Below are 18746 nucleotides of genomic sequence, written 5' to 3'. Positions count from 1 at the left end.
TGTAAGCAGTTTATTGAAGCTAAGATTGACAGTATAACTAAATATATACTTAAAAAGAAGGATTTAAGCTCTTTTGAACTTGATATCCTTCTTACTTTTTAAACGGTATTTTCTAGAGTACAATAAAATACTATTTATTTAAATTACCCAGTGCATCAAAAAGGTCTTTAAAACCTTGTGCTATATCCTTTGTAGCATCCTTTACATCTTTAAATCCTTCCACTATTCCATTCATAGATATATCAAATAGTTCTTTCATAATGATTCTAAGCATTTCCTTATCAAAATCATTTGAAGAACTGAAATTTGCACCATCAGCATCCCAATACCAGTTTTCATCTGTATCAGGAAAAAAGCCCCAATCTCTTGTATATACAGTAGATGTAGTAAACACAATTCCTGTTTTTCCCGGATCCATAACAGATGTTGATATAAGTGCAACTATATCTTCACTTTCTATATCGTATGAAAAATATTCTTTTATCCTACCAATGGTATTGTTATCTAAACTATAATAAGGTATAAGACTATAGTCTGAGGTAACCATTATCAAATCAACACTACTTGTTATACAATCTAACATTTCTTGTTTAGTGTCCATTATTTTACACTCCTTAATAGTAGTACTATGATCAAACAAAGCTATGAAAAGTTATCAAATATCACGGCTTTAGACAATCATATAAAGACAAATTACATATAAAATAAAGTTTATAAGACTTCATATGCCACGCCATATGTTGCTATAGCCTTTGATCTTACCTCTTTGGAATTAGCAGCTTCAACATAAACAGTAGTAACTTTACCTGTTTGTCTGTCTTTGATTCTAAAACTATACTTGTAATTGGCCATTAAATTACCCTCCAAAAATCTTTTTAATCCATTATATATATATAGTCAATACTTTTTAAAAGAATTATATAACTTTTTTCACCACAACTAGCGGTTCATTTTTTAAATGAAATTACATATGTTTCTTCCAAAAAACTGATTTAAATGTGTTATAATACAATATGATCTGTAGTTGTATTTACAGTATTATATCTTAATACAAAAGCAGGTAAAGGATAAACCGATACTGCTTAAGAATATGTTTTAAGCAGTATTAATTTTTATAGAAAAAGAGAGATTAAAATGAGAGAAGATCCAAAACCTGGAGAGTTTTACAGGCATTTTAAAGATAAGATGTATCAGATAATTGCAGTTGCCGTTCACTCCGAGACAAAAGAAAAACTGGTTATATATCAAGCACTTTATGGGGAGTATGGAGTGTATGCAAGACCGCTTGATATGTTTATGAGTGAAGTGGATAAAGCAAAGTATCCTGATGCGGTACAGAAATATCGCTTTGAAAAAATAGAAAATATAGGTGAACTGTCAAAAAACAGCAGTTCATCAAATTGTGAAAATGAGGAAAGTTTATATACAGATGAAAAAAATATATCTGATAAAGTATTAAAAGACAATATACAATCAGATAAAGCACCAAATCTTGGTAAGAACTATTTTATGGAATTTTTGGAGGCGGACAGTTTCAGTGATAAAAAGGAGATAATTCTGGCAAACAGAGAATTTATAAGTGATAGAGAGCTTGATACAATGTATGAAATATATGGACTTAAGCGTCAAAATATTGATAAAGATATTGATATTGCAGACCTGATAGGCTATCTTGATATGCAGCAACAATATGAGGGGAAAAGACTAAGAAAGTAAATGGGATTTGTAATAGAAGATGAACTGAAAAAACTGCCACGCCAACCGGGTGTATATATCATGCATGATAAAAAAGATGATATTATATATGTAGGTAAGGCGGTTTCATTAAAAAACAGAGTCAGACAATACTTTCAATCAAGTAAGGACAAGAGTCCGAAGATAAAGCAGATGGTATCAAAGATTGAGCGATTTGAATATATTGTTACAGACTCGGAACTTGAAGCATTGGTACTTGAAAATAATCTTATAAAAGAGAACAGACCCAGATATAATACAATGCTTAGGGACGATAAGACCTATCCTTATATCAAGTTGACAGTAAAGGAGGATTATCCAAGACTACAGATTGTAAGACAGATAAAAAAAGATAAAAATAAATATTTTGGTCCTTTTTCAAGCGGAAATGCAGTCAGAGATACTATAAATCTTTTAAATAAGGTTTATAAGCTAAGAACCTGTAACAGAAATCTCCCAAAGGATATAGGAGAGGAACGCCCATGTCTGGATTATTTTATACATCAATGTGATGCACCATGCCAAAATTATATTTCAAAAGAAGACTATAATAAAAATGTAGCCGAAGTATTGCGCTTTTTAAGCGGAGATTTTGAACCGATAGTAGACAAGATTAGAGCTGAGATGGAGAGACTTTCAGCAGAACTTAAGTTTGAGGAAGCCGCAAAGCAAAGAGATCTGTTAAACTCGGTGCTTCATGTAACACAAAAGCAAAAAATTACTTCAGATGATGCAAAAGACAGAGATATTATTGCTATGGCAAGGGATGACAAAGATGCGGTGGTGCAGATATTCTTTATCAGAGAGGGCAAGATGGTCGGCAGAGAGCATCACTATGTACAGGTGGCAATGGATGAGGAAAAGGCGGATATTTTGGAGAGTTTTATAAAGCAATTCTATGCCGGAACTCCGTTTGTTCCAAGTCAGATAATTTCACAATATGATTTAAAGGACGGTGAACTGATTTGTGAATGGCTTTCATCAAAAAGAGGTTCAAAGGTCAATATCATTGTGCCGAAGAAAGGTTCAAAAGAAAAACTTGTAGATCTTGCAATGAAAAATGCGGAGATCGTATTGACCAAAGACAGAGAAAAGCTGCAAAGACAGGAGGCAAAAAGTATAGGTGCGGTCAAGGAGATTGAGGAGCTTTTATCATTACCTGATTTACATAGAATGGAAGCCTATGATATTTCAAATATTTCAGGTGTTCAATCTGTAGGTTCTATGGTAGTATATGAGAACGGAATACCCAAAAAAAGTGACTACAGAAAGTTTAAAATAAAGACAGTCATCGGTCCGAATGACTATGCATCAATGAAAGAGGTTTTGACAAGAAGATTTGAACATGTAACCGACGGTAATGATAACGGATTTAATAAGCTGCCTGATATTATTTTGATGGATGGAGGAAAGGGACAGGTCAATATCTGTCTTCAGGTTATAGAGGAGTTCGGACTTCATATTCCGGTGTGTGGAATGGTAAAGGATGACAATCATAGAACCAGAGGATTGTATTACAATAATGAAGAGATACCTATAGATACACATTCACAGGGTTTCTTGCTTATTACAAGGATACAGGATGAGGCACATAGATTTGCAATAGAGTATCACAGAAGCCTAAGGTCAAAGACACAGGTTAAGTCTATACTTGATGATATTGACGGCATAGGAAGTGTAAGAAGAAGAGCACTTATGAAGCATTTTAAAGATATTGAAAATATCAGAAATGCTACTGTAGAAGAACTTATGAAGATAGAGGGAATGAATAAGAAGGCGGCAATTGCAGTAAATGAGTTCTTTATAAAAGCAAAGCAACAAAACGTTTGATTTTTGTTTGATATTAAAAATAAAAAAGGAGATTTTATGTTAAGACATATCGTAATGTGGAAATTTAATGACGGTGTAAATATTCCAAAGGTAGGAGAAGAGATAAGGACAGAGTTATTGGCACTATGTGAAAAAATGGATGAAGTAGTAAGAGCTGATATCATATACAATACACTTCCTACAAGTACACATGACATGATACTTTCAATGGATGTAGCGGATAAGGCGGCACTACAAAAATATGCAACATCAAGAAAGCATATGGATATTGTGGATACTCTTATAAATCCGAATACGAACTCAAGGGTATCTATTGATTACATGGTATAATACTTGTAACTGTTATCCTGCTTTATAAAATTTTATAAATATTTTTGTAAATATGATTTTACGGAAGGTTTTTGCCTTCCGTTTTTTGTATAATAATATTTTTGTAAAAATATTTTATATTCCAAAGAGTAGGAAGTATAAAATTTTAAGGGAGTTAGGATTATAAAACTATGTATAATTATAAATACAATTCATACTATATCAGTATGAATTGTTCTTTATTGTGAACATGAGAAAATTTTAACATATATCACTTGAATTAAAAACCGGTTGGTGATATTATCAGCATGTAAACAAGTTAGTAAAGCCTAACTAATTGCTTTTATTTTAAGGAGGTGCTTATGTGTTGGGACGGTTTTAAAGGAAGAAAGTGGCGTGACGATGTAGATGTCCGTGATTTTATACAAAATAATTATACAATATACGATGGAGATGAAAGTTTCATGGCAGGCCCTACAGATGCTACAAATAAGCTTTGGGCTGAGCTTTCAAAGCTTCAAAAGGAAGAGAGAGCCAAGGGTGGAGTTTTAGATATGGAAACCGAGGTTGTCTCTACAATAACCGCCTATGGTCCCGGATATATCAATGAGAATATGAAGGATCTTGAGAAGGTAGTTGGAATACAGACCGACAAGCCGCTAAAGAGAGCATTTATGCCGTTTGGAGGCATCAAGATGGCTGAGCAGGCTGCAAGTACATATGGATATGAGATTAATGAGAAGTTTCATAAGATTTTTACAGAGTATCACAGAACACATAATCAGGCTGTATTTGAGGCGTATACACCTGAAATGCATGCCGCAAGACATAACAGGATAATTACAGGGCTTCCGGATACATATGGCAGAGGAAGAATAGTAGGAGATTACAGAAGAGTGGCACTCTATGGAATAGACTTCCTTATAGAAAAGAAGCAGGAAGACCTGGCAAACTGTGGCGACGGTACAATGCTTGATGAAATAGTACGTCAGAGAGATGAACTTGGAATGCAGATAAATGCACTTAAAGAGATGAAACAGATGGCGGCATCCTATGGATATGATATTTCAAAACCTGCTAAGGATGCAAAGGAAGCGGTGCAATGGCTGTACTTCGGTTATCTTGCATCTATAAAGACACAAAACGGTGCGGCAATGAGTGTCGGAAGAATATCAACCTTCCTTGATATATATATTGAAAGAGATTTAAAGTCCGGAAAGCTTACTGAAAGCGAAGCACAGGAGCTTATTGATCATCTTGTAATGAAATTTAGAATGGTGAAGTTTGCAAGAATACCTTCATACAATCAGCTTTTCTCAGGTGATCCGGTATGGGCAACACTTGAAGTTGCGGGTATAGGTATAGACGGCAGGTCAATGGTTACAAAGAGTGACTTCAGATTCTTACATACACTTGAAAATATGGGACCTTCACCTGAACCTAACCTTACAGTGCTTTATTCAAGCAGACTTTCAAAGGAATTCAAAGAGTATGCATCGGCCGTTTCTATAAGAACAAGTTCAATTCAGTATGAGAATGATGATGTAATGCGTCCGATATGGGGTGATGATTATTCTATCTGTTGCTGTGTATCGGCTACAGAGACGGGTAAGGAAATGCAGTTTTTCGGAGCCAGAGCAAACCTTGCAAAATGTCTTCTCTATGCTATAAACGGAGGCGTGGATGTAAAGACAAGGGAACAGGTGGGACCGGCTTACAGACCCGTTACATCCGAGTATCTTGATTATGACGAGGTAATGGAAAAGTATGATTTGATGATGGATTGGCTTGCAGGGCTTTATGTCAATACTCTGAACCTGATACAATATATGCATGACAAGTACTACTATGAAGCTGCCGAGATGGCACTGATAGATACAGATGTCAGAAGAACCTTTGCAACAGGAATTGCAGGTTTCTCACATGTGGTTGATTCACTTTCCGCCATTAAATATGCCAAGGTAAAGACAATCCGTGATAAAGACGGTATAGTGACAGATTATGAGACAACAGGTGACTACCCGAGATATGGTAATGATGATGACAGAGCTGATGATATTGCGGTATGGCTTTTAAAGACTTTCCTTACAAAAATAAAGAAAAGACATACCTACAGAAATTCAGAGGCTACCACATCAATACTTACAATCACTTCAAATGTTGTTTACGGTAAAGCAACAGGAAGTATGCCTGACGGCAGAAAGGCGGGAGAGCCGCTGTCACCGGGAGCAAACCCAAGCTATGGTGCGGAAAAAAACGGTCTGTTGGCTTCGCTAAACTCACTTACAAAGTTGCCGTATGAATATGCACTTGACGGTATTTCAAATACTCAGACTATAAACCCGTCAGCTTTAGGACATGGTGAGGATGAACAAAAGAAAAACCTTACTCAGGTAATGGACGGATACTTTGATCAGGGTGCACATCATCTTAATGTAAATGTCTTCGGTACGGAAAAACTTATAGATGCTATGGAACATCCTGAAAAAGAAGAGTATGCAAACTTTACTATCAGAGTTTCGGGATATGCCGTTAAGTTTATTGACCTGACAAAGGAACAACAGCTTGATGTTATCGCAAGAACATGCCATGACAGGCTGTAATTAATATATTAATTGATAATGCTGCTTTTGCAGTGATAAATGGCTATGTGAAGTTTATCTTTGCATAGCCATTTAATTTTGGAGGATTTATGGAAGTAAGAGGAAATATACATTCATTTGAGACATTTGGACTTGTAGACGGTCCGGGAGTAAGATTTGTGGTGTTTGTACAGGGTTGTCCTATGAGATGTCAATTTTGCCACAACCCTGACACCTGGTCTACCGATGAAAATCAAAGTTTTACTGCTAAAGAGGTCTTTGATAAAGCAATAAGATATAAGCCTTATTGGAAGGACAATGGCGGAATTACGGTAAGCGGCGGTGAACCGCTTTTGCAGATAGACTTTTTGACGGAGCTTTTTAGACTTTGTAAGGAAAATGGTGTCAATACCTGTCTTGATACTGCCGGAGGACCGTTTAGCAAGGAGGCGAAATTCTTTGAAAAGTTTAAAATATTGATGCAATATACAGATCTTATAATGCTTGATATAAAGGAGATTAACAATAAGCGTCATAAGATACTTACAGGTATAAATAATGACCACATCTTAGAGATGGCAAGAACTATGGATGAAATGGGTAAAAAGATGTGGATACGTCATGTATTGGTACCGGAGAGAAGTGACTATGATGAGGATCTTAAGAAGTTAAGAGAGTTTATTGACACCTTGAAAAATGTAGAAAAGGTGGAAGTATTGCCATATCATACTCTTGGCAGACATAAATGGGATAATCTTGGAATCACGTATAAGCTGGACGGAATAGAACCTCCGACTAAGGAGAGGGTAAAAAATGCAAACATGATATTAAAAGGGGATAATATCAAAAAAATGTAATCAGATTGATACATGCCGAAAACAGATTTTTTAATACAGCAAAATTTACTTTATCTTAACCCGAAGTATGATAATATATATAAAAATAAATTATAGGAGAAAGAGATGAAATACTTCACTAATAAATATACAAAACTTCAGGAGATAAAGAAAAATATAATACAGGCGGCGGCTACATTAATTACCAATGCCAATTTAAAAGGATTTTTTGAAGGTAAGATATATAAGGGAAATACTAAAGTAGCCTGTGTTCCCGGACTGAATTGCTATTCCTGCCCGGGAGCAATAGGCTCCTGCCCGATAGGGTCGCTGCAAGCTGTAATAGGGAGCAAAAAGTTTAACATATCATATTATGTTTTCGGAATAATAATACTTATCGGGGCGCTATTCGGAAGATTGGTATGTGGGCTTTTATGTCCTTTCGGTTTTGTACAGGATCTTTTATATAAGATACCTACTCCGAAATTTAAAATACCTGTAAAAGTAGACAGACCTCTCAGATATTTAAAGTATGTAATACTGTTGGTTTTTGTAATATTGCTTCCAATGTTTTTGACCAATGCTTTCGGTCTTGGGGCACCTTATTTTTGTAAGTTGATCTGCCCGGCAGGAACTTTGGGAGGAGCATTACCTCTACTTGCAAAGAATGAAGGACTTAGAAGTACGATAGGCTTTTTATTTTTTTGGAAGCTCAGTATTTTAATAGTAGTAGTGGCACTGTCGATATTTACATACAGACCTTTTTGCAAATATATATGCCCTCTTGGAGCAATGTATTCATTCTTTAACAAAATAGGATTTTATAAGATGGAATTTGTTCCTGATAAATGTGTAAATTGCGGACTGTGTGAAAAGTCTTGTAAAATGGATATAAATGTGAGAGCCAATCCGAATTCCTTGGAATGTATCAGATGCGGAGCTTGTACTGCGGCTTGCAGACATTCTGCACTTACTACATCATATGCGGGATTTGCAGGATTCGGAAAGAAAAAAGAGGCAAAAAGTGTCGGAATAAAGAGTTGTGCAAGCAGTTGCAGAGGTTGCAAAAATGTGGAATAAGCTGTCTATAAGAATAAAGGTAACATTGCTTACAGCTGCGGTACTGTGTATTATCTCTTTATTGTTATTTATATTTAATGTAGAAAATGCTGCAAATATTTTTATAATTCCTGATAATGTGGATGTACCTTTTAACAGTGATGCCAGCTTTACCTTTGATTTTGATATTGCACAACGCATATTCAGAACAAACAGTTTTTATACATTAATAATCTTTTCCGTTGCCGGAACGGTATTGATGTGGTGGGTGGTAGGTAAGGTTTTGATACCGTTAAATAAATTCAGCAAAGAAATAAAGAAACTTGATATCACTAAAATTAATGACGATATACATATAGTTAAAAGTACTGATGAGCTTGGTGATTTGCAGAATGCTTTTAACTATATGCTTGGAAATATAAGAGATTCATATGAAAGGCAGAAAAGATTTTCACAAAATGCCGCACATGAACTGAAAACCCCTGTGGCCGCTATAAGGGCAAATCTTGAAGTGTTATATCTGGATGATGAGCCGAAGATTGAAGAGTACAAAGAGTTTGTGGAAGTTGTAAACAGGCAAATTGAAATGATGAACTCCATAGTGACCGGGCTTAGGCTCTTAAGTAATAAGGAAAGCTTAAATCTTGAAAAGGTTAGGTTATATCAGATTATAAATGAAATAGTTGAAGATTTAAAAGATAAGATCAGTGAAAAAAACCAGACTGTAAATTTGGTATTTGATAACCGGGATATGACTGTAGAGGCCGACAGGGTATTGATAAAGCAGGCTGTCTTTAATATTGTACATAATGCGGTGAGATATTCAAGAGAGAATGCATTTATAGAAATCAAGCTTAGAAAAAGTTTGCTGAGTATAAAAAATCATGGCGAAAGCATTCCGAAAGAAAGCCTTGAGAAAATATTTGAAGCCTTTTATTGTGTAGACAAGTCAAGAGCCAAAAAATATGGTGGAAGCGGACTTGGACTTGCAATAGTAAAGGAAATTATGGACAGACATGGCTTCAGTATAAATGCAAACAGTGTAGAAAATGAATTTGTTGAATTTATAATAGATTTTAAAGAATGATGAAAAGGATGATTATATGAAGGAATTTATTAAAAAAGCGGAAAAAAACAAAGTAATCCCTTATATAGCTTTGGGACTTGGTGTGGTAATGATCATTGCAGGTGTGATAAGAGAAGAGCATCTGATTGTATTAAAAAAAGCTGTCAATATATGTCTTGAATGTATAGGTATAGGATAGGAGAAAGAGATGAAAGCATTGAAGATTTTTGGAGCCACATTTTTATCTGTCTTACTCGGACTGATATTTTTTGTAATTACCGAACTTAGCGTATTTACTCTGAATTTTGCCTACAGTAAGACCGGGAATGCATTACTTGACTGGTTGACTCTGCCGCAGGAGGCGGACAGACTGTATTTGGTCGTTTATCCTCTTTCAATTTTTATATATTCATTGATATTTTTTAATTGGATAAATAAGAACAAGCCGAAAGAAGATGTACATTGGGATATAAAAACCGGTGTGATATGCAGCATAATGGCAGGTATAGCTTTTGGAGGACTGTCTACAGTGTGGGTGGAATTTTTGAAAAACACACCGTTGTCCGATGTGAGCTTTATAAAAAGAAGTCTGGAGTATTTAGGTGCATCTTCGGCAAATAAATCCATATCATCATTTATGATAACACTGGTGGTGGCCGGAGTTTTGGGTCCTGTTACAGAAGAGTTGATTTACAGAGGAGTTATTTTCGGTTTTCTTGAAAAAAAAGTAAACAGTGTATATGCCCTTATAATGTCTTCTCTTTTATTCGGAATTGTACATTTATCATTTGTTCAATCGGTATATGCAACCGTTATGGGTTTGATTGCAGGCATTGTGTATATGAAGACACGTAAGCTTATATGGCCTGTTATAATACATATAACTATAAATACATTGGCAACATATGAATTGACTTCAAATTTGATATGGGTGACTTTTACAATAATTATGTTTTTACCGCTTGGAAGTATGCTTTATAAACTGTTAAGAACAAAATCAAATTATGCATATTAAACTTTGCATCTTAACTTAGACTTAACCAAGGCTGTGTTAAGATATAGACATAAGATAAAAGATTATAAGGAGAACAGATATGAAAAGAAAATTATTAATTTTAGGTGTTGCTTTGATGATGATTGCAAGTGCAACAGCTTGCAGCAGTAAAAGCGGCACAACCAAGAAAGATGAAACGGATGTAAAAACTGAAAGCACTGTTGCAAGCACAGATAAAAAATCTGATAATTCAGAAAAATTTCCTGAATTTAAAGCAAAGACGGTGGACGGTGAAGATATAAGCAGTGATATCTTTAAAAACAGTAAGCTTACAGTGGTAAATACATGGGGAAGCTGGTGCGGACCATGTGTAGCCGAGATACCTGAGCTTCAAAAACTCTATGAGAATATGAAAGATAAGGGTGTGAATGTTGTAGGTTTGGCACAGGATGCCGGAACCGATATAGATGCGGTAAAGGATATTATCAGTAAAAACAAGGTCACTTATCAAAACATAGTGCCGGAGGGTGCTGTTACCGACTTTGTAATGGGTATTCAGGCATTCCCCACTACCGTATTGGTGGATTCAAAAGGAAATATAGTAGGAAAAATAGAGGGCGGCAGAAATTTGGAGGCATTTACACAAGCAGTCGAGGATGCATTAAGTAAGATGTAATAAGATACTTAAGTAAAGCAATACTTATAGGTATGGGTTTATTTTAAATATAAGCAGATTAAAAAGGAGAAAGATATGAAAAAAAATTTTAAAAAGATTATTATGGCGACAACAGTGGCAGCGGTACTTATGGCATGTGGAAGTAATGCCAAGGCGGTTGAAACAACAAAAGCCGAAGCGGACAGTACAGTGGCGGAGAGTGTTGAAGCAGATAAGGCAGGAATGAGTATAGATCCGAGTGCGGCTCCAAGTTCAGATATGTCCGCTGAAATGCCTAACCTGCCCGGTGCGGAAAACGGAAAGGTAAAATCAGTTACCGATAATGTAATCCGTATAGAGAGGATATCATATGTAAGCAATGAGGTTCAAAGCAGTGAGAGCGGCGAAAGTAAAGAGGAGACTCCGGAAGAAGTTGACTTATTAACAGATCCTTCAGGAATAAATTATGTAGATATGGCTACAGGTCTTGTAAGTGACGCTCCGAAAGCAGGTGATGAGATCTACGCATGGGTAGCTCCTGAATATATGGCAAGTATGCCTCCACAGGTAAATTCATATGTGGTTTTGACAAATGTAAAAAAAGACGACCTGCATATGCCTATGTATACCGACAGTATTGATAAGGTTGAAGAGGTAGACGGAAAAATTGAGCTTACAGATACTCTGAATAAGGCTAAGTGGACTTTGGATAAATCTGCAAAACCTGTTTTGGCATCAACAGGAAAGGAAGTGGATTTTTCTGAAATTAAAAAAGGTGACAGATGTTTACTTTGGTCGGAAAACTTTATGATTACAACTACAAGTACGGAAATGCCGAATATAAAGACAAACAGACTTGTTATCTTAAAGTAAACAGTTTTATCAAATAACTGATTCTACAGATAGGCCTTAAAAAGCTTATCTGTGGTAACAGATAAATATATATGAAAGGGAAAGAAAGTAATGAAAAAGAAACAGTTCAAGTTTAAGGGTGTAGTTTTAGCATGTTGTTTGGCGGCTTCAATGCCGCTTGGTGCGACAATTCCGTTTGAAATCAGTGCTATGGCGGATACAGGTACACAAAACCCAAAGCAACAGGATAAGCAGCAGCAACCTCAAAAACCGCAGCAGCAGAAGCAGCAACAGCCTCAAAAACCGCAACAACAGGATAAACAGCAACAACAACCGCAAAACGGACAAAATCAGAAAAAAAAGCCTTCAGATGTCGTAAGCCCTGAAAAACCGGATAAGGGAAAGAATACAGTGCCGGGCAAGGCAACACCTTCCGTACCGAAAAAACCGGGCGGTGGCAAAGGAAGAAGCAGAGGCGGAAGCGGCGGCTCAGGCGGAGGCTCAAAGAGAGGCGGCAGTACAAACAATAAAAACAACAATTCCTCAACATCAGGTGCATGGATAAGTGATGCAAAGGGATGGTGGTATAAGGAGTCAAACGGCTCATATCCTAAATCAACATGGAAAGAGATAAGCTATAACGGTGTAAAAAGCTGGTATTATTTTGACGAGCAGGGATATATGACAACCGGCTGGAAACTTATAAACGGAAAATGGTATTATATGTATGAAAGTACTGAAAAGCATCATATTAAAGGAAGTATGGCACGTAATACGAAAATAGGTGAATACAAAGTCGGAAGTGACGGAGCATGGGTAAAATAAATTATAGATAAGATAAATAATTTCCTAAGTATAAACTTAAAGGGCGGCACAAACTCTTAACAGATTTGTGCCGCCGCTTTTATATTATTTCTTTGGATAGTTGGTAAGAGTATTTCAATCTAAATATAATCTAAAAATGATGTAATTAAATGATAAGTATTTATCTGAATATATATTCTTTCGGATAAAAAATACTGTGATTTATTATTGACATAAAATAAATTTTTTGTACAATATAAAGGGTTATTTTTTTAACAAATGTAGCTTATATAAATATAAATGAAAGAGGAATGTATTATGAATTTTTCCAACACGGCGGCTGAGGTTACTTCCAATCTTATAGTTGCAGGTGATACTAAAGTAGGGCGCCCGCTCCATAAGACGGTTATCTTGGGAATATTTGCAGGTATGTTGATAGGTGCAGGTGCTATGGCAAGCAGTGTGGCTATACATGATATTGCAAATGCAGGGCTTGCCAGACTTGTTGCAGGTCTTGTTTTCCCGATAGGTTTTGTTATGATGGTACTGTTTGGCGGAGAACTTTTTACAGGAGCCTGCCTTATGATTATGGGACTGCTTAAAGGTAAATACAGCCTTATAAGTATGGTCAGAGTACTTATTACAGTATTCATCTCAAATCTTATAGGCGGAATTATACTTGCAATACTTGTTGCCTACAGCGGTCAGTTTAAACTTGGTGACGGTGCAATGGGTGCATTTACTATAAAACTTGCTCTGTCAAAGGCGAACATTTCTTTTGGGAGTGCCTTTATTTCAGGTATACTTTGTAATTTCTTTGTATGCTTCGGTGTTGTTATGGCAGGACTTTCAAAGGATATTTCAGGTAAGGTTTTGGCAAGTTTTTTACCTATTATGACTTTTGTTACCGGAGGATTTGAACACTGTGTTGCAAATATGTTCTATATTCCGGCAGGTATCTTTGCATCCTCAAATTCAAAATTTGCCGAATCGGCTATGACAAAGTATGGTATCTCAGCTGAAAAACTTGCTACACTTAATTGGCAGAACTTCTTTCTTAAGAATGAACTTCCGGTAACTCTCGGAAATATTGTAGGCGGAATGTTATTTATCGGAGTTGCACTGTTTATTTTATACGGAAGAGAAGAATAAACTTAAGTCATTGACATTTTTATTTTCAGTGATATACTTTTTATAAAATATAACTATATTAACGAGGGAGCTTATATTATAGGCTGAGAGGGAAGTGTGACTTTCGACCGTTTACCTGATTTGGATAATGCCAACGTAGGGAGATGTTTTTTACTTTCTTTTCAGGAGATACAGGTTCTTGTATCTCATTTTTTATTGCAAAATTTATCTAATATAAGTTTATAAGTTTTATAGAAAATAAGAAGGTAAGAATTATGTTAAAAGAAATGCTTGAAAATGTCGGAATAAAATCACCGTTGATACATAATATAACAAATTATGTCACTGTAAATGACTGTGCAAATATACTTCTTGCTTGTGGTGCAAGTCCTATAATGGCAGATGATTTGGAAGAGGTTGAAGATATAACATCTATATGTTGCGGGCTTAATATAAATATAGGCACATTAAATAAAAATACAATTCCTTCAATGTTTATTGCCGGTAAAAAGTCAAATGAATTAAATCATCCCGTATTGCTTGATCCTGTAGGAGCAGGTGCATCAAAACTAAGGACCAATACAGTTAAAGAACTTCTTGAAAAGGTAAAATTCAGTGTAATACGTGGAAATTTGTCGGAAATCAAAAGTTTGGCTCTTGGAAGCGGCAATACAAGGGGAGTTGATTCGGTAGAATATATAAATAAAGAAAATCTGGATACAGTGATTGATTTTGCAAAAGATTTTGCATTAAAGAATTCAGCCATAACAGTTATAACATCTGTTGTAGATATAGTTACAGACGGTAAAACAGCATATTGTGTATACAACGGTGATAAGATGATGAGTAAAATCACAGGGAGCGGATGTCAGCTTTCAGCAATGATGGCGGCATATATAAGTGCCAATCCTAAGGATATATTAGAAGCCGCTCTTGCCTGTGTATGTGCAATGGGATTTTGCGGTGAAATTGCAAAAAAACGTATGGCAGATAAGGACGGTAACAGCAGCTATAGAAATTATTTGATAGATGCCGTTTATAATCTCACACCGAATGAACTTGAAAAGGAGGCAAGGTATGAGATTAGATAAGAAGTATATGCACCTTTATGCGGTGACTGACAGAGCATGGACAGGTAAAAAAACTTTATATGAGCAGATAAATGAGGCACTTAAAAACGGTGTGACCTGTGTACAGCTTAGGGAAAAAAATCTGGATGAAATCAGTTTTATAGAAGAAGCAAAGAAAATATCCGAATTATGCAAACAGTATAGTATTCCTTTTATTGTAAATGACAATGTAAAGGTGGCTGTTGCTTCAAATGCCGACGGAGTACATATAGGGCAGGATGATATGAAGCTTAAAGATGTACGTAAGCTTGTCGGTGAAAATATGATAATAGGAGTTTCGGTTCATACTGTGGATGAAGCAAAGTCGGCACAAGAAGACGGTGCGGATTATATAGGTATAGGAGCGGTATTTGAAACATCTACAAAAAATGATGTAGATATTATTCCATATGAAAAAGTGAAATCTATATGCGAAGCTGTAGATATACCTAAGGTTGCTATAGGTGGAATAAATGCTGAAAATATATTGAAACTTAAGGGCAGCAAAATAGACGGAGTTGCGGTAGTTTCTGCGATATTCGGTGCAAAAGACATAGGAAAAGCTACAAAAGAACTTGATACTTTGGTAAATGAGTTGATTTAATTGTTGGGAGGTATTATGAAAACAGCATTAACAATAGCCGGAAGTGATTGCAGCGGCGGTGCAGGTATCCAGGCGGATATAAAAACAATGACTGCAAATAATGTATATGCAATGAGTGTAATAACGGCACTTACAGCACAGAATACTACAGGTGTATCAGGAATTATAAATGTAGATACCGGTTTTGTAAAGAAGCAGTTGGAGAAGGTTTTTGAGGATATTTATCCTGATGCAATAAAAATAGGTATGGTGTCTTCATCAGAAATTGTAGATATAATTGAATATGAGCTTACAAAATATAAGGCAAAAAACATAGTACTTGATCCTGTAATGGTGGCTACAAGCGGAGCGGGATTGATAGAAAACTCTGCAATAAAATCATTAAAGGAAAAACTTTTCCCGACAGCAAAAGTTATAACACCTAATATTTTGGAAGCTGAAGTACTTTCAGGTATAAGTATTAAAGATGATAAAGATATGTTAAAGGCTGCAAAAAAAATTTATGAAAATCATGGCTGTGCAGTACTGTTAAAAGGGGGACACAGTATAAATGATGCAAATGATTTATTGTATGAAAACGGAAAGGTAAAGTGGTTCTTTGGAAAACGTATAGATAATCCTAATACTCATGGCAGCGGCTGTACACTTTCATCTGCAATAGCTTCTAATCTTGCAAAGGGATATTCTCTTGAAGAATCTGTAAAAAGAGCAAAGAGCTATATATCGGAGGCTCTTCTTGCCATGCTTGATCTTGGAAAAGGAAGTGGACCTTTAAATCATGCCTTTAATGTAAAAGGAGAGTATGCAAAGGAGAGTGATAATGAGTAAGCGTACATCAGTATTTGAAAACGGTCTAATCTGGTTTGGGGCTGCGGTATCTATAGCGGAGATTTTAACAGGAACATATTTTGCATCTTTAGGATTTTTTAAAGGCTTATTTGCAATAATTCTTGGCCATATAATAGGATGTATTTTACTTTTTTTGGCGGGTTTGATAGGTGCAAAGACCAAAAAAAGTGCAATGGACACGGTAAAAATAAGCTTCGGAGTCAAAGGAAGCACCTTTTTTGCAGTACTTAATATTATGCAGCTTTTAGGCTGGACAGGTATAATGATTTATGACGGTGCTTTGGCCGCAGGGGGAATACTTCCCGTTGGTCATATTATATGGTGTCCGATTATCGGAGGACTTATTTTGATATGGATACTTATAGGGATTAAAAACCTTGGAAAAATAAATATAGTCGCCATGTCGGCATTATTTATAATGACAATTATCCTAAGCTTTATCATATTTAGAGGTGGAACGGCCTTTGATACAGGTGATAAAAGTATGAGCTTCGGTGCTGCACTTGAACTTTCAATAGCCATGCCGCTTTCATGGCTGCCGCTTATAAGTGATTATACAAAAGAAGCCGAAAATCCTTTTAAGGCTACTGCTGTAAGCAGTATTATATACGGTCTGGTAAGTATTTGGATGTATGTTATCGGAATGAGTGCCTCATTATTTACAAAGGAATCCGATATAGCTCAAATTTTATCAAAAGCCGGATTCGGTATAATGGGACTTTTGATAGTGGTACTTTCTACAGTGACCACAACATTTTTGGATGCATATTCTGCGGGAATATCAACAGAATCCATATTTGCAAAATTAGAGTCAAAGTGGATGGCTGTAGTTGTTACAATCATAGGAACTTTGGGGGCAATCATATTACCTATGGATGATATAACAGGATTTTTATACTTTATAGGATCGGTTTTTGCACCTATGATTGCAATACAAATAGCTGATTTCTTTATATTAAAAATAAGTCATGAAAAAAATAAGTTTTCAATACAAAATATTCTTATATGGGCTATAGGATTTATAATATACAGAGTATTGATAAAGACGGATACACCGATAGGAAGCACTGTACCGAGCATGATAATTACTATATTTATATCTGTTTGTGTAAATAAAGTATTTATAAAAAGAAAATTCGTATAAAGGAGTTAAAGGTAAAATAAAAGCCGATATTCGGCATATTCTACCTATAAAAACGACCTCTAAATATCAGATTTTTGTTCTGAATTTTGGGGTCGTTTGTATTATTACAGAATATTGCTTCTTTTATTTAGACAAATATTTGCTGTGGATTTTCTTTTAATAAGTTTTGCATGTAGCAAAAATGTACTTATAGGTATATCATTTAACAGACTTGAAAGTGCAAAGAATCCGCTTTTGCCAAGTTCCACTCTGTCCTGTTTAACAGTGGTAAGCGGCGGTGATGTATATGCCGATGCCGGCAAATCATCAAAGCCTATAATACTTATATCTTCAGGTACTTTATAGCCGAGCTGTTGACACTTTATAATTGCCGCCAAGGCTATATTATCATGGCTGCATATAACAGCTGTCATTCCGGCTTCCAAAAATTTAGGCAGATACTTTTCTGTACATTCAAAGATATGGTAGGAGCATCCTGTATTTGCAAAAGCGGTTCTAAGTCCATGGCGATGCATGGCACGCAAAAAGGATGCATGTCTCATCTGAAGTACATAAGAACCAAGTGAACCGCTAAGGTAGGCTATATTTCTATGTCCAAGATTGGTAAGATGAGTAAGTGCCAGCTCCATTCCCTCATCATTGTCAATACCTACATAGGCGGCAGCAGGATTTCCTATAACATAATTGTCAAAAAGTACAGCCGGAGTGCGACTGTTCTTAAAATCTTTAAGCCATGGTGCGTTGAGCGAAAATCCAAGTGCAAATGAGCCTGCATAGCCATGTTCAAGCATAAATACATCATAATGTGTATTTATTTGTAATACACTGTTAACAGGTACTATCTCCACTTCAAAGCCGGCAGGCTCGGCCGACTGACGAAAACCCATAATAATATCATATGCAAAGTGATTCGGCTCTTCATATTCAATATTTTCTTTTTCTACTAAAACACAGATTTTTTTTACTGTATTCTTATATCGTCTAAGTTTTGTATAATCCAGTGCAACTGCAGTTTCCAGAACTTGTTTGCGTAAATTTTCGCTAATATCAGGCGCATCATTCAGTGCTTTTGACACAGTACTCTTGGAAATTCCCATTTTATCAGCAATATCCTGTATTGTAGTCATAAATTAATATCCTTTCATAATAAAAGAAAATCATTTTTATATTATTATATAGAATATTATT

General features: G+C 35.7%; 20 protein-coding genes and 1 riboswitch. Of the genes, 17 read left to right on the top strand and 3 right to left on the bottom strand.

The genetic code is table 11. The features are described 5' to 3' along the window. Positions 1 to 130: 130 nt before the first annotated feature. Entirely contained in the window at positions 131 to 601 is a 471-nt protein-coding gene (locus HMPREF0381_RS08525; RefSeq protein ID WP_008751562.1) for a hypothetical protein, read from the bottom strand. A 110-nt stretch (positions 602 to 711) separates the two neighbouring features. After that, positions 712 to 852: a hypothetical protein gene (locus HMPREF0381_RS15035; RefSeq protein ID WP_008751561.1), complete on the bottom strand. Its 141-nt coding sequence runs from the start codon at positions 850 to 852 to the stop codon at positions 712 to 714. Between the two features lie 282 nt (positions 853 to 1134). Between HMPREF0381_RS15035 and HMPREF0381_RS08520 the strand changes: the two genes are divergently transcribed. The 17 genes from HMPREF0381_RS08520 (at position 1135) to cytX (ending at position 17558) form a co-directional block, all read left to right on the top strand. Further along, on the top strand, positions 1135 to 1716 hold the full coding sequence (locus HMPREF0381_RS08520; protein ID WP_008751560.1) for a DUF1653 domain-containing protein: 582 nt from the start codon (positions 1135 to 1137) through the stop codon (positions 1714 to 1716). Then, entirely contained in the window at positions 1717 to 3564 is a 1848-nt protein-coding gene (gene uvrC / locus HMPREF0381_RS08515; RefSeq protein ID WP_008751559.1) for an excinuclease ABC subunit UvrC, read from the top strand. Between the two features lie 36 nt (positions 3565 to 3600). Then, entirely contained in the window at positions 3601 to 3894 is a 294-nt protein-coding gene (locus HMPREF0381_RS08510; protein WP_008753144.1) for a Dabb family protein, read from the top strand. Positions 3895 to 4235: 341 nt separating this feature from the next. Continuing rightward, a complete protein-coding gene (pflB, locus tag HMPREF0381_RS08505) occupies positions 4236 to 6476 on the top strand; it encodes a formate C-acetyltransferase (RefSeq protein ID WP_008751557.1) in 2241 nt (746 codons plus the stop codon). Between the two features lie 89 nt (positions 6477 to 6565). Continuing rightward, the gene (pflA, locus tag HMPREF0381_RS08500) at positions 6566 to 7312 is read left to right on the top strand and encodes a pyruvate formate-lyase-activating protein (RefSeq protein ID WP_008751556.1); all 747 of its coding nucleotides are present in this window, start codon (positions 6566 to 6568) and stop codon (positions 7310 to 7312) included. 105 nt (positions 7313 to 7417) lie between these two features. After that, positions 7418 to 8371: a 4Fe-4S binding protein gene (locus HMPREF0381_RS08495; RefSeq protein ID WP_008751555.1), complete on the top strand. Its 954-nt coding sequence runs from the start codon at positions 7418 to 7420 to the stop codon at positions 8369 to 8371. Further along, complete coding sequence (locus HMPREF0381_RS08490; RefSeq protein WP_242824415.1) at positions 8334 to 9437, top strand: sensor histidine kinase; 1104 nt, start codon at positions 8334 to 8336, stop codon at positions 9435 to 9437. Before HMPREF0381_RS08495 ends, HMPREF0381_RS08490 begins: the two co-directional genes overlap by 38 nt. A 16-nt stretch (positions 9438 to 9453) precedes the next feature. Continuing rightward, positions 9454 to 9615: a CD1871A family CXXC motif-containing protein gene (locus tag HMPREF0381_RS15030; RefSeq protein ID WP_008751553.1), complete on the top strand. Its 162-nt coding sequence runs from the start codon at positions 9454 to 9456 to the stop codon at positions 9613 to 9615. A 9-nt stretch (positions 9616 to 9624) separates the two neighbouring features. Next, positions 9625 to 10431: a CPBP family intramembrane glutamic endopeptidase gene (locus HMPREF0381_RS08485; RefSeq protein ID WP_008751552.1), complete on the top strand. Its 807-nt coding sequence runs from the start codon at positions 9625 to 9627 to the stop codon at positions 10429 to 10431. A 79-nt stretch (positions 10432 to 10510) separates the two neighbouring features. Continuing rightward, on the top strand, positions 10511 to 11086 hold the full coding sequence (locus HMPREF0381_RS08480; protein ID WP_008751551.1) for a TlpA family protein disulfide reductase: 576 nt from the start codon (positions 10511 to 10513) through the stop codon (positions 11084 to 11086). A 75-nt stretch (positions 11087 to 11161) separates the two neighbouring features. Then, complete coding sequence (locus HMPREF0381_RS08475) at positions 11162 to 11938, top strand: hypothetical protein (protein ID WP_008751550.1); 777 nt, start codon at positions 11162 to 11164, stop codon at positions 11936 to 11938. A 90-nt stretch (positions 11939 to 12028) separates the two neighbouring features. Next, positions 12029 to 12742: a cell wall-binding protein gene (locus tag HMPREF0381_RS08470; RefSeq protein ID WP_008751549.1), complete on the top strand. Its 714-nt coding sequence runs from the start codon at positions 12029 to 12031 to the stop codon at positions 12740 to 12742. Between the two features lie 297 nt (positions 12743 to 13039). Further along, positions 13040 to 13873 carry a formate/nitrite transporter family protein gene (locus HMPREF0381_RS08465; protein WP_008751548.1) on the top strand — a complete coding sequence of 278 codons (834 nt, stop codon included), beginning with the start codon at positions 13040 to 13042 and terminating at the stop codon, positions 13871 to 13873. Positions 13874 to 13926: 53 nt separating this feature from the next. Continuing rightward, positions 13927 to 14032: riboswitch (TPP riboswitch) on the top strand. Positions 14033 to 14127: 95 nt separating this feature from the next. Further along, positions 14128 to 14943 carry a hydroxyethylthiazole kinase gene (thiM, locus tag HMPREF0381_RS08460; protein ID WP_008751547.1) on the top strand — a complete coding sequence of 272 codons (816 nt, stop codon included), beginning with the start codon at positions 14128 to 14130 and terminating at the stop codon, positions 14941 to 14943. Beyond that, positions 14930 to 15565, top strand: a complete 636-nt coding sequence (gene thiE, locus HMPREF0381_RS08455; protein WP_040461317.1) for a thiamine phosphate synthase — start codon at positions 14930 to 14932, stop codon at positions 15563 to 15565. Before thiM ends, thiE begins: the two co-directional genes overlap by 14 nt. A gap of 15 nt (positions 15566 to 15580) precedes the next feature. After that, complete coding sequence (gene thiD, locus HMPREF0381_RS08450) at positions 15581 to 16393, top strand: bifunctional hydroxymethylpyrimidine kinase/phosphomethylpyrimidine kinase (protein ID WP_040461314.1); 813 nt, start codon at positions 15581 to 15583, stop codon at positions 16391 to 16393. After that, entirely contained in the window at positions 16386 to 17558 is a 1173-nt protein-coding gene (gene cytX / locus HMPREF0381_RS08445) for a putative hydroxymethylpyrimidine transporter CytX (RefSeq protein ID WP_008751544.1), read from the top strand. The genes thiD and cytX overlap by 8 nt, the downstream gene beginning before the upstream one ends. A gap of 104 nt (positions 17559 to 17662) precedes the next feature. Here the strand turns inward: cytX and HMPREF0381_RS08440 are convergent, their stop codons facing one another. Further along, on the bottom strand, positions 17663 to 18685 hold the full coding sequence (locus HMPREF0381_RS08440) for a LacI family DNA-binding transcriptional regulator (RefSeq protein ID WP_008751543.1): 1023 nt from the start codon (positions 18683 to 18685) through the stop codon (positions 17663 to 17665). Positions 18686 to 18746: the final 61 nt, after the last annotated feature.

Origin of the sequence: Lachnoanaerobaculum saburreum DSM 3986, from assembly GCF_000185385.1 — a bacterium.
GTDB lineage: Bacteria > Bacillota > Clostridia > Lachnospirales > Lachnospiraceae > Lachnoanaerobaculum > Lachnoanaerobaculum saburreum.
The sequence above is the reverse complement of the archived record's forward strand: the minus strand, read 5'-3'. Positions and strand labels throughout refer to the sequence as shown.